This is a genomic window from Echinicola sediminis, assembly GCF_054777495.1.
In genome coordinates this window covers 1-12952 of sequence record NZ_BAAHAP010000069.1, presented here as the reverse complement: position 1 = coordinate 12952, position 12952 = coordinate 1, and the positions used below count along the sequence as shown (strand labels likewise).

At 42.6% G+C, this 12952-nt stretch carries 10 protein-coding genes; 9 read left to right on the top strand and 1 reads right to left on the bottom strand.

What is annotated here, in order from left to right:
• The first annotated feature begins 7 nt into the window (after nt 1-7).
• The 5 genes from ACYVAA_RS16280 (at nt 8) to ACYVAA_RS16260 (ending at nt 8196) form a co-directional block, all read left to right on the top strand.
• Nucleotides 8-1558, top strand: a complete 1551-nt coding sequence (locus ACYVAA_RS16280) for a carbohydrate binding domain-containing protein (RefSeq protein WP_460543663.1) — start codon at nt 8-10, stop codon at nt 1556-1558.
• Between the two features lie 84 nt (nt 1559-1642).
• The gene (locus tag ACYVAA_RS16275) at nt 1643-3178 is read left to right on the top strand and encodes an alpha-L-fucosidase (RefSeq protein WP_460543661.1); all 1536 of its coding nucleotides are present in this window, start codon (nt 1643-1645) and stop codon (nt 3176-3178) included.
• A gap of 159 nt (nt 3179-3337) precedes the next feature.
• Nucleotides 3338-3724 carry an L-rhamnose mutarotase gene (locus ACYVAA_RS16270; protein ID WP_460543659.1) on the top strand — a complete coding sequence of 129 codons (387 nt, stop codon included), beginning with the start codon at nt 3338-3340 and terminating at the stop codon, nt 3722-3724.
• A 425-nt stretch (nt 3725-4149) separates the two neighbouring features.
• Entirely contained in the window at nt 4150-5958 is a 1809-nt protein-coding gene (locus ACYVAA_RS16265) for a DUF5060 domain-containing protein (protein ID WP_460543657.1), read from the top strand.
• A gap of 399 nt (nt 5959-6357) precedes the next feature.
• The gene (locus ACYVAA_RS16260) at nt 6358-8196 is read left to right on the top strand and encodes a sulfatase family protein (protein WP_460543655.1); all 1839 of its coding nucleotides are present in this window, start codon (nt 6358-6360) and stop codon (nt 8194-8196) included.
• Nucleotides 8197-8293: 97 nt separating this feature from the next.
• On the opposite strand, the gene ACYVAA_RS16255 is transcribed toward ACYVAA_RS16260, so the two are convergent.
• Nucleotides 8294-9196 carry an SMP-30/gluconolactonase/LRE family protein gene (locus ACYVAA_RS16255; RefSeq protein ID WP_460543653.1) on the bottom strand — a complete coding sequence of 301 codons (903 nt, stop codon included), beginning with the start codon at nt 9194-9196 and terminating at the stop codon, nt 8294-8296.
• Between the two features lie 158 nt (nt 9197-9354).
• On the opposite strand from ACYVAA_RS16255, the gene ACYVAA_RS16250 reads away from it, so the two are divergent.
• From ACYVAA_RS16250 to ACYVAA_RS16235, 4 genes are all read left to right on the top strand, one after another.
• On the top strand, nt 9355-10674 hold the full coding sequence (locus ACYVAA_RS16250) for a Gfo/Idh/MocA family protein (protein WP_460543651.1): 1320 nt from the start codon (nt 9355-9357) through the stop codon (nt 10672-10674).
• A gap of 81 nt (nt 10675-10755) precedes the next feature.
• Complete coding sequence (locus ACYVAA_RS16245) at nt 10756-10887, top strand: hypothetical protein (RefSeq protein WP_460543649.1); 132 nt, start codon at nt 10756-10758, stop codon at nt 10885-10887.
• Nucleotides 10866-11030, top strand: a complete 165-nt coding sequence (locus ACYVAA_RS16240) for a hypothetical protein (protein ID WP_460543647.1) — start codon at nt 10866-10868, stop codon at nt 11028-11030. The genes ACYVAA_RS16245 and ACYVAA_RS16240 overlap by 22 nt, the downstream gene beginning before the upstream one ends.
• A gap of 255 nt (nt 11031-11285) precedes the next feature.
• Nucleotides 11286-12952 (top strand): sulfatase family protein (locus ACYVAA_RS16235; RefSeq protein ID WP_460543645.1); only part of this gene is annotated, 1667 nt, incomplete at its 3' end.

Genomic DNA, 12952 nt, shown 5'->3' with positions numbered 1-12952 from the left:
AATGATCATGAAACGTATATATATAATCATCATAATGGCTGTTTTTACCAGCTTAGTGTCCTGTATGGAGGAAGATTATATCGCTCCATCAGACTTCTCCGATTTGGGCTGGTACACCAGTTTCTTACGTGAACCAGTCTACTTGACCAGTGTAGGGAATTTTGAAAGTTTTTCTGACCTTTCCCAAGGGGCCGTGGAACATACTTGGACAATAGGAAGTGGAAATTTCTTTTTGGACGGCTCAATTAGCAGAAAGGACACCCTTTTAACCGAATTCATTATTAATGAAGGGGATACGGTGTCCACCGCCAAGACCATTCATGTGTTGTTTCAGAAACCGGGAGTTCAATACGTACGACTGATAAATAAATTCAGGGATTCCGTGGCGTTTAGGGGGATTGATACAGTGGGTACCAAATGGGATGGCGAGTATTGGGTGCTTGACACCGCTTTTATGGTAGATGTTTATGACAAGGTTGAAGCCCTCTCCCAAATAGAATATAACGGGGAATTGGTTTCCCGAGGGGAGGATACTTTATATGTAGAAGCGGGTACTAAAGTAGAATTTACGGATTTGTCGACCAAGGGGAGACCAAATGCCCGAAGTTGGCAGATCAGGGACATCCAGTCCGCACAGAATATCGCAGGTAGTCAAGATTCAGTAGCCCTAATTCAGTTTAATAAGTTGGGAGTTTTTCAAGCCTTTTTGAATGCTTCAAGGTCAGGAGAAAAAATCCCTGCGGGATCTGACAGAGACACTATTCCGAATCCTATCAAAGTGATCCCATCCAGCCAACCTTTTGAGTTGTCTGGTGATATAGTAGAATTGGAAGATCAGACGTTAAGGATGTCTTTCAATGGTGAATTCAAAGCCTTCTCTGGAGGAACGGATTTATTTAAAGTAATGGTAAATGGAGTGGAGTTTGACGTTTCTTCAGTAAGCCCTGCAGCAAGTGACCCTACCAAATTGGATCTTAAACTGACCCAAGAGATCTATAGACCGGATGAAATTTTAGTAAGCTTTGAGGGAGGCCAGTTGCTGTCTTTGGACGAACGCTCACCCAAACCATTTATGGAGGTACCAGTCAAGATGCACACTGTTAACCTGCTAAACAATGCCGCTTATGGATTTGAAGATGGGGGAGAAGCCTGGGAGGCTATGTGGGACAATGGCGCAACGGTAGAATACAGTACAGAACAGGCTGCATCGGGCAACTATAGTCTCAAAGTCACCAAAACCGAAGGCCAAGCTCAAGGTAAGATCCATAGCATTAATGCCCCCTTTAGTTTGGAGCAAGGAAAAACCTACCTGTTAAACTATAAAATATTCGTGGCAGAAGGGACCACTTCCCCTAGCATAAGTCTATGGTTACTGACCAACTGGAAGCAATTCTGGGAAAACGTGGCAGATAAACCTAGAGGAGAATGGGTCGAAGTGTCCATTGAATATACTGCCTTGGCCGGAGATATCAACAGAAGATTTATGCTTCAGATTCCACAAAATGGCACCTTCTATTTTGATGATTTCTGGGTAATGGAAAAAGAGGAGAGGCCTTGATTAAGAAAGGCTTAGGTCGATATTGAAACAGATCAAGGCCTGGCGCCCCAATGTATCATCTAGAGATTAACTTAATAAAATAGCATGAAGAAGCGTAAATGTTTAATAATTCCCGCATTAGTAGCGATTTTGAGCGCCATATTTTCGGGATGTTCCACCAACGGGAAGGAAAAGAAAGCAACTCAGCCCAAACGGTTTGAAGAAAATTGGGAGTCCCTAAGAAACTATGAGGTTCCCGAATGGTTTAAAGATGCCAAATTGGGAATATTTATCCATTGGGGACCTTATGCGGTACCTGCATATGGATCGGAATGGTATCCCCGCAATATGTATATGGATTCAGTGGTATGGTCTCCCAAAGGTATAGTTGAAAAAAATCAGCCCTCAGATATTTATAAATACCATGTAGAAAACTGGGGGGAATTGGAGGATTTTGGCTATAAAGACTTTATCCCCATGTTCAAGGCAGAGAAATTTGATGCCCAAGAATGGGTAGACTTATTCGTCAAGTCAGGAGCTAAATACATTGTCCCAGTGGCCGAACACCATGATGGTTTTGCAATGTACAATTCCTCCATTACCCGATGGGATGCAGTGGAAATGGGACCTAAGCGTGATATCTTGGGAGAGTTGGTAGAGGCAGGACGTAAAGAAGGACTAAAAGTAGGAGCTTCCTCACACTTTGCCTTTAATTGGGATTATTTCAATAAGACCGGGGATGCAGCTAACCCAGAATACAGTGACCTTTATGGGAGAGCTCATGAACCTTATGCTCCAGCGGATCAACAATTTTTGGAACTGTGGTGGAACAGGACCAAGGAAATCATTGACAAATACCAGCCGGATGTACTTTGGTTTGATTTTGTTTTGGACCGAGAAGAATATCGTCCTTACCATCCCAAACTTGCAGCGTATTACTATAACAAAGGATTGGATTGGGGAAAAGAAGTGGTATTGCAAAACAAGAACTTTCACAATTTTGAATCCTATCCTCCCGGTACCAATGTATTGGATTTGGAAAGGGGTAAAATGTCAGATATTCAGCAATATCCATGGCAAACTGATACCTCCATTGGCGCAAATTCCTGGGGATATGTGTCCAATTGGATTTCCAAAACCCCCAATACCATTGTGGATGATTTGATCGATATCGTCAGCAAAAATGGATGCCTTTTGCTCAATGTGGGGCCCAAGGCCGACGGTACCATCCCTGAAAGCCAGAAGGAGGTGCTCTTAGCACTTGGGAGTTGGTTGGATCAGAACGGTGAGGCCATTTATGGGACCACCTATTGGAAAACATATGGAGAAGGCCCCACTGAAGTGGCCACAGGACACCACACGGAGGGTAAAAACAAGGACTTGACAGGAAAAGATTTTAGGTTTACCCAAAAAGATGGCAGTCTCTATGCTATTGCTATGGACTGGCCTACTGACGGCCATGCCCTGATTCAGTCTTTAGGCAAGGAGGCCAAGCTATTGGATAAAACAATAAAAAATGTTTCACTCCTAGGATACGATGGTAAACTTTCCTGGACCCAAGAAGCCAATGGCTTAAAAGTGCTGTTGCCGGATGATAAACCGGGAGACTATGCTTTTGTTTTCAAAGTGGAGTTGAATTAAGGTTTAAGATAGGTTCGATAGGGAAAAGTAGGAAGAGTTTCTTCCTGCTTTTTTATGGTTAGAAGTCGATCTAATAGCTATCATAATCAGACAGCTATATTTAACAAAGAATTATTACAGGTTCCTTCCAATGAAGCGAAATTTATAAAAGTAAAACCAATGAAATTTAAACGCTACTGTAAAACCCTAAGTTTGCAAAAAGATGATCAGTTGATAGCATCCTATAAAAAGGTCCATGCCAAGGGACAGGCATGGCCAGAAGTTACACAGGGAATGAAAGAAGTGGGGATTGTTGACATGGAAATTTATATTCATGAAAATACACTTTTTATGATTATGGATACGGTGGAGAGTTTTGACCATGATCAGGCAATGAAGAAGCTAGAGGGATTACCAAGGCAAAAGGAATGGGAAGCCTTTGTCTCACAATTCCAACATGCCGCAAAAGAGGCTTCAGCAGACGATAAATGGAAACTGATGGAAAGAATTTATGAAATGGATCAGAAAGAAGAGTATGCTGCTGTGGAAGGCCAGTTGAAAGCCTAATGCCTATTAACTTCTTTAGAGAACTAAGTGGACATAAGGGGAATGGTGATTAGGTTATTTATTATTGAATAATTCCAAGCTCATAGATCGTTTTTCAACATGGCAATCTTTAATTCCATATTGGTTAGTAAGCTGTAGACCTGTAAAGTATGTTTTAGCTCACGATGTCAATTCATGGATTACCGCGAATTGACATTGCCATAATAAACTTATGGATCTTCTTGTATCAACCTTGATCCTATATTATTATTTTAAAACCGAGGAACTAAAAAAGTTAATAATGAACCATTGGCTTTGATCAATCGGTGGACCCATTTAGTGATTAAACAGTTAAACTTCCGGCACATCTAGCCGATGTTAAATCTCGGTAATTCATAAACCATAATAAACAACGGATTATTAATGTAATTAGAAACCCAATAACCATGATATCTAAACAGATTACCTTATCCTTCTTTTTTTGCTTACTGATAGTAGTTGCCCAGGCCCAGCGTGTTAGCGGAGAACTCAAGAAATGGCATAAGATCACCTTGGATTTTGAAGGCCCTGAAGTGGGAGAAATGGATGAAAACAATCCCTTCTTGAATTATAAACTCGATGTAGTCTTTACGCATGCTACTTCGGGTAAAAGCTATTCTGTTCCGGGCTTTTTTGCTGCCGATGGGAATGCTGCCGAAACCAGTGCAAATAGTGGGAAAATATGGAGAGCACTGTTTGCTCCGGATGAGACGGGGGAATGGACGTATAAAGTCAGTTTCTATCAAGGAAAATGGGCAGCGGTTAGAGACACTGCCAAACTTAAGGGAGCCGGATTTATGCATGGGGAAACCGGGCGGTTTACCATCCAGGCAAGTGATAAATCTGGTAGGGACTTCCGTGCCAAAGGCCGGTTGGATTATGTTGGGGAAAGCTATTTGCAATTTCAGGAAACCGGGGAGTATTTTTTGAAGTTTGGCTCCGATGCTCCTGAGAATTTGTTGGCTTTTGCTGACTTTGACGGTGGGTTTGGACAGGATGGACATAAGGATGAATTGGTGAAGACCTATGATGCGCATCTTCAGGACTGGAAAGATGGGGATCCCCAATGGCAGCAAGGAAAGGGAAAAGCCCTGATAGGGGCGATAAATTACCTGCACGACAAAGGGGCCAATGCCTTTTCATTTCTTACGATGAATATTGCCGGGGACGACCAAAATGTGTTTCCCTATGTGGATTACGATACCTGGGATCGTTTTGACTGCTCTAAGTTAGCCCAGTGGGAAATCATGTTTGAACATGCTGATAAGCTTGGCATGTTTTTGCATTTCAAAACTTTGGAAGTAGAGAACCAAGGCCTGCTTGATGGAGGAGGGATCGGTATGTTGACCAAGTTGTATTACCGGGAATTGATAGCGCGGTTTGGCCATCACCTCGCCCTCAACTGGAATCTGTGTGAGGAGCAGGGAGATTGGGTACCGGAACCTGAGACTTTCCCACTGGAGCCAAGGGATTGGTTGCTGTTGGCCGATTATGTAAAGGAATTAGATCCTTACGATCACCATATTGTAATCCATAATGGAAAGTGGTTTGATCCCCTTTATGGGCAAAATGGCTTTACCGGAGCATCCCTTCAAACCAACAGAAAAGATTTTGGAAATGTGCATAAGAGGGTATTACAGATCCTGCAGGATTCCAAAAAGGCAGGCAAGCAATGGGCCGTGGCCTGCGATGAACCGGGTGATGCACAGCATTCCCTATTGCCTGATGTGGAAGACCCTGAGCACAATGATGCTAGACAAAATGGTCTTTGGGGGGCGATGATGGCAGGTGCTTGGGGAACTGAATGGTATTTTGGTTACGCCCATGAACACTCTGACCTTACCTGTCAGGATTTCAGGTCCAGGGACAAGTTTTGGGACCAAGGCAAGCTATGTTTAGATTTTTTTATCGATAACGAAATCCCTGTCTGGAAGATGGAAAACAAGAATGAGTTATTGCAAAATTCTCCTGGATATGTTTTGACAGATAAGCAAAATGAAGTGGTCATTTATCTGAAGAAAGCACGGGAAGCTGCTATAGATTTGAAAGGGCTGACGGGGCATTTTGAAGTACAATGGTATAATCCTCGAACTAAAGAGAGGTCGCAACACGGCAGCCCATTTGTTATTAATGGAGGAAGACTAGTAGCCCTGGGAAAAGCTCCCAAGGAAGAAGAGCTGGACTGGGTGGTATGGCTTAAAAAGAAGAGTAATTGAAATGATCTTCATAATTCCATTCAATTTCACGATTATTCTGTAATCGAATAAAAAGGACTGAAATGGAGCCCAAAACATCACTGCGATCGAAACTCCCTGAGCCTAACGTCCCTGAGCTAGTCGAAGGATCGAAGGGCCGTAGAGAAACCCGCCTCCCAGAGGGTAGGCAATCTCCTCTCAAATAAAGAGACTCCCACATTCTTCATCATCGGACCTGGCTTCGGTAAATAGGTTACCACTGATAGGTTGTTCAACGTGGTGAGGAGTTCCCCCAGGGGTAGACTAATATCTGTCATCCTACCCCTTAATGTTTGAGAAAATGTTGACTTCTTGCAGTGACTTTTCTAAAATCTGAGGTTGGTACATTTCTGAAATAAATTGATCTAAAACTTTATACATATGCTTTCTAGAATTTCAAGTATACTGGTTTTCTTGACATGGCTATTCCCATTGACGACCATGGCACAGGATCGGCCTAATATCGTCTGGCTTACTTCAGAGGATAATTCAAAGCATTATCTTAACTTGTTTGATCCCAATGGAGTGGCCACTCCAACTATTGAAAAGCTGGCCGAATCAGGATTGGTTTATGATCATGCTTTTTCAAATGGGCCGGTATGTAGTGTAGCGAGGTCTACCTTGATCACAGGAGCTTACGCACCCCGTATAGGGGCGCAGTATCACCGGAAATTAAAAACGGTGCCTATGCCCGAAAATTTGGAGATGTTTCCTGTTTACCTTCGGCGCGCTGGTTATTATACAGCCAATAATTCCAAGGAAGATTATAACCTGGAGAAAGGGCCGGATGTATGGGACGAATCTTCCAATAAAGCCAGCTACAAAAACAGGAAACCTGGCCAACCGTTCTTCTACGTGCACAACTTCGGTATTTCACATGAAGGGCAACTGCATTTTGATTCGGCAGATATAGCACAAAAACCGCTGACCGAATTGCCGTCAAGCGGAAACATACAGCCTAATCACCCACAAACGGAGCTTTTTGCTTATACCAGAGCCTACTATTTGTCCAAAATCCAGGAAATGGACAGGCAGGTAGGGGCCCTGTTGGCCAAGCTGGAGGAAGATGGATTGATGGATAATACCTTTGTGTTTTATTTTGGGGATCACGGAGGAGTGCTTCCGGGAAGTAAGGGGTACCTGTACGAAACAGGGCTTCATGTGCCTTTAGTGATCCATATTCCAAGTAAGTATAAGGATAAAGTTCCATACAAAGCAGGGGAAAGGGTTCAGGAGTTTGTTAGTTTCGTTGACTTTGCCCCTACGGTTCTTAACCTTGCCGGCATAGCCGTTCCAAAGGAAATGGATGGAAGACCATTTCTGGATGTTAAATCTCCTGCCCCAAATAAGCTTTCTTTTGGTTATGCTGATCGCTTCGATGAAAAGTACGATATGGTCCGCTCCGTGAGGAAGGGGAAGTATAAATATATCCGCAATTTTCAGCCTTTTAATTTTGATGGGCTTTGGAATGATTACCGGTACAAGCAAATGGCTTACCAGGAATGGCTACACTTATATCAAGGAGGAGAGCTTACCGAAATACAAGAACAATTCTTTAGGGCCAAACCAGCGGAGATGCTTTTTGATGTGGAGAAAGATCCTTACGAGACAGAAAACCTGGTCCAGGATCCTTTGTTTCAAAAACAGCTGAAGGCTATGCGAAAGGAGCTAAACACTTGGCTGCTTTCCATGCCGGATTTATCCTTCTATCCTGAATATTACCTGATGGATCATGCCTTTGAAAATCCTGTGGTTTTTGGACAAAAGCAAAAAATTAACATTGCAAAGTACCTTCAGACTGCTGATTTAATGTTGGAAGATTTTCAAACCGTTAAAGACCAAATTTTAAAGGCCTTGGAAGATGAGGATCCCTGGAACAGGTATTGGGCTTTAATTGTCCTTTCCAGTTATGGAAAAGAAGCCTTGAGTATAGCGCCTAAGGTGTCTACGGTGATGGATAATGATCCGGTTCGAATCAACCGCGTAAGGGCCGCTCAGTTTTTAGGAATAGGTGAGGTGGAAAACCCAATGCCCAAGATTACAGAAGAGCTGTATAAAACCGAAAACAAAGATGAAGCCTTGCTTATTTTGAATATCCTGGTGCAGCTGCGGGATGGTCCATCCAGATACAAATGTAATCTACGGCCTGAAAATATGTTGCCGACAGTAGCAGAAGCCCCAAATGTAGCAAGCCGATTAGATTATATATTAAAGGATTAATCCTGCATTATTGGGTTTTAATGCATTTTTGACCGTAAAACTTTTGCGCTGTGGCGTGGATTTTCTATGGAGTTATTCTGGTATAACTTCCGTTTGTCTAAATTTTAGGACTTGGAAAATTATTTTCAGGTAGAAAGGAAAAGGCAGGGCTTCCTTTGGCAATATCTTTTGCATAAAACAGGCTGCCGCTCAAGGGGTATTGGAGTAATAATTCATCGCTAAGCCCTTTTCTCGCAGTGCTGATATAAAGTTCTGTATGATCGGCCCCACCAAAAGCACATGATGTGACATTTGGAGCAGCCACCTCGATTTTATCCTCTAGTTTACCTGTTGTTGGATTCCAGATTCCTACGCCATACCCTCCCCAGAGCGCTACGTAAAGCAGCCCGTCCTTATCAATGGTCATTCCATCAGGAAACCCCAATCTTTCAGGAACCTGAATGATTGTTCTTTTATGGCTGATAGGGGAAAAGCTGTCATCAAAATCAAAGGCACAGATGGTCCTAGTGGGAGAATCAATATAATAAAACTGCTTTTTTGACACATCCCAGGTCAGGCCGTTGGAAACAGTAATATCAGACAGGTGATGCCGGATTCTACCGTCACGATGAAGGCAATATAGGTGAGCGGTTGGGGACGTTTCCGGCAGGTGCATGCTGCCAAACCAAAACCGGCCAAAGGGATCACATTTTCCGTCATTAAAACGGTTTTGGTCAAGCTTATCCTCTAACTCTTTGTACTTGGTATATTCACCATTTGAAAGTTGGAGAATCCCTATCTCATTTTCCAAACTTGCCAAGAGTTGGTTCCCATTAATTGGGGCTATTGTACCCACCTTAGCGTGAAGCATCCAACACTTTATTTGGGATGTATTGAAAAGGTATTGGTAAACCTTTTGGCCATCGATATCCACCCAAAATAGGGAGGGGACTTCAGGGAAATAAAAAATCCCTTCACCCAATTCGCAGTTCTGTTCTAAAAAAAGCCGTGCACTGATCATTTTAATTGAAATATAGTTTGACAACGAAAATAGCCAATTGTAAAGAATTTTGGACATCATAAACAGATATGTGGCATAACTATACACATATGTCCTATTTTTAAATAGTGATAAATAGCATATTGCGCTTAAGTATATACCTATAAAATAACCAGGAAATGAAAAATAAAAATGCTTCAAAGGAAGCTGTTCACTCGAAGAGAAGAGATTTTTTAAAATCCTCACTTTTAGCCCTAGGAGGAATAGCCATTGTACCCCGTCATGTGCTGGGAGCTGGATATGTTGCCCCAAGTGATAAGATCAACCTTGGATTTATTGGATTGGGCAAGCAAAGCAGAGGTTTGATTGCCAATTTTGCCCAACAGGAAAATGCACAGATTATAGCAGGTTCGGATGTATGGACCACCAAGATGGAATGGTTCAAACAACATGCATCCGCTTCATATAAAAATGCTGGGAAAACGGTATCTGCGAAGGCATTGAAAACCTATGGCAATTATAAGGATTTGCTGGATAATAAGGATATTGATGCGGTAGTAATAGCTACCCCTGATCACTGGCATGCGATTAACGCTATTGATGCAATGAAATCAGGGAAGGATGTCTATTGTGAAAAGCCATTGACCCTGAAGCTAAATGAAGGCATCGAAATGGTGAAAACCGCCCAAAAGACCAAACGTATTGTTCAAACCGGTAGTATGCAACGATCATGGGAAAGTTTTCGAAAAGCCTGTGAATTGGTGAGAAATGGGTATTTAGGAGAGATAAAGCAGGTTTTGGTGCAGGTAGGCTCACCTTCACGTCCCTATGACCTGAAACAGGAAACCAAACCAGGAACAGTGAACTGGGATCAATGGTGCGGCCCCGCTCAATTACTAGCCTATAACCACCGTTTGGCTCCTGAGTCAAATGATGTTGATTTTTGGCCGGATTGGAGGCTATTTGATGAAACAGGGGGAGGTATTTTGGCAGATTGGGGAGCGCATATGTTTGATATTGCCCAGTGGGGCTTGGGGATGGACCATACGGGGCCTGTCCAGTATATTCCACCGGCAGGAGACAAGAACTCCCAAACCGGATTGAAGATGATTTATGAAAATGGTGTAGAAATGATCCACCATGATTTTGGACGCGGATACGGGGTACGTTTTATAGGAACTGAAGGTGAGTTGGATATTAGCCGTCAGTATTTTGATACCAAACCTGCTTCAGTTAAGGACCTTACACTGAAAAGCAGCGATGTCCATTTGTATAAGACCAATGGCGGCCACCACAAAAATTGGTTGGACTGCATCCAGTCAAGGGAGCAGCCTATCTGTGATGTGGAAATAGGCCATCGGTCAGCAAGTATTTGTAATATCGCCAATATCGCCTATCGACTGAACAGAAAATTGGAATGGGATCCTAAGAAGCAAAATTTCAAAGGAGATAAGGAGGCCAATAACATGATGGGCTATAAGTACCGGAAAGTCAGTTAGGGAAAATGAAAAATGCATTTGAAGGAATATTATGCTATTCTCAGCCGTTTGGATTGAAAAATCGGCAAAATATTAGCTAAGTTGGAAGAGCAAGACCAGCGTAAAATCACCTATTTCATTTTCACGGCTCACCATGGATTGACCATGGGCAAGCATGGGGTGTTGGGCAAACAAAGCCTTTTGATCACAGTATGGCTGGGCCGTTTATCATAGCGGAACCTGATATTCCAGAAGGTAAATCCCTAAATGAGAATATTTACCTTCAAGAATCCATGGCGACCAGTTTGAAATTGGCAGGGATAGAAATTCCTGAGCATGTAGCGTTTCAAAGTCTACTACAAGCTGGTACAGGGTAAGAAAGAAGAAGGCTGGAAAGAGATCTACGGGACATATATCGGTTTCCAGCGTATGATAAAAAAGGACGTTTTTAAGCTTATCGTTTATCCCGATGCAAAATATACTGCTGCTTTATGTTATGCAAAATGATCCAAAGGGCCTAAAGGACCTGTCATGCAAGCAGCAATATAGAGATAAGATAAAAGGCCTGTTTTCAGAATTACAGCATCTTCAAACCCACTTTGGAGACTCATTAACCTTAAACTTTGAAAATTATGAATTATAATAAAAGCGATGGATGGATCAAGTACCCATGGTTTACTTGTATGTTCCTGTTATCATTGGCAGGGCTTGTGGCTTGTGGTTCAACTAAAGAAAGCGCCATGAAGGAAGTACCTCCAAATATCATTTATATCATGGCTGATGACCATACTACTCAGGCATTTGGGATTTACGGTAGTAGGCTGGCCGATCTAAATCCTACGCCAACACTGGACAGTTTGGCCCGGTCGGGGATGATCTTCGACAATTGTTTTGTCAACAATGCCATTTGTGTTCCCAGCAGGGCAGCAATACTTACGGGACAAAGGGCCCAGACCAGTGGTGTTCTTGACTTGGAAGGAGAACTACCACCAGAAAAGCAGTATTTACCAACAGAACTGAAAAGACTTGGCTATCAGACTGCCATAATAGGGAAATGGCACTTACATAGGGAACCGGCGGCTTTTGATTATTACAAAGTACTTCCGGTGCAGGGAAAGTATTTTGATCCTGATTTCAGGGTCCGGGGAGAGCAATCCTGGCCCAATAATACGGTTCAATACGAAGGACACAGTTCGGATGTGATCACGGATCAGGTAATTGACTGGTTTGAAAATGAGCGTGATAAAGAAAAGCCATTTTTCATGATGTATCATTTTAAGGCTCCTCACGATGATTTTGAAAATGCTCCACGGTACGAGTCCTATCTGGAAGATACCTTTATACCCGAACCTTCCAGTCTTTATGATAATGAAAACAACGGTTCAGCAGCCACTAGAGGCAAAAACGATAGCTTGACAAGGATCATTGGTTCTTCCGTATCACATAGAAACTTGATTAGAAACCAAGCGATGAATATTTGGAAGGGAGAAACTTACCGGAATTATCGTGAGCCAGAAGATATTGCCTCGGAAGAATTGGTGAAGTGGAAAATGGATGCGGATGAAAGGGAATACACCTCAAAAGTTTACCAGAGCTATCTCAAGAAATATTTGCGCTGTGTAAAAGGGGTAGATGATAACGTGAAAAGGTTCCTCGCCTATCTTAAGGAGGAAGGCCTTTTAGAAAACACCATTATTGTGTACACCGGTGATCAAGGGTTTATGTTGGGAGAGCATGATTATATCGATAAACGATGGATGTATGATGAGTCTATGCGGATGCCATTCTTTGTCAGGTATCCGGAGAAAATCAAAGCCGGAAGCCGGACAGATGCCATTATCAATAATACAGATTTTGCACCGACTTTAATAGAATTGGCAGGCGGAAAAACACCTGAATACATGCAGGGACATAGTTTTAAGACCATTTTGGAAACCAATAAGGAGCCGGAGGATTGGCAGCAATCCACCTATTACCGATATTGGATGCATTTGGCCCATAAGCATGGTAATCCAGCGCATTTTGGTGTGCGTACAAAGCGCTACAAACTTATCTTCTTTTATGGAAGGTATTGGGTGGACACGGATGAACCCGATGCGGAGTGGAATAAGAAAAGTTGGGGGAATGATTTCACCAGACATACCCCGGTGGCGTGGGAGTTTTATGATTTGAAAAAAGATCCCAATGAAATGGACAACCGCTATGGAGATCCTGCTTATAAAGAGACCATTCAGGAATTGAAATCAGAGCTGATAAGGCTAAGGGAAGAATTAAATGAAACGGATAAGAACTATCCGCA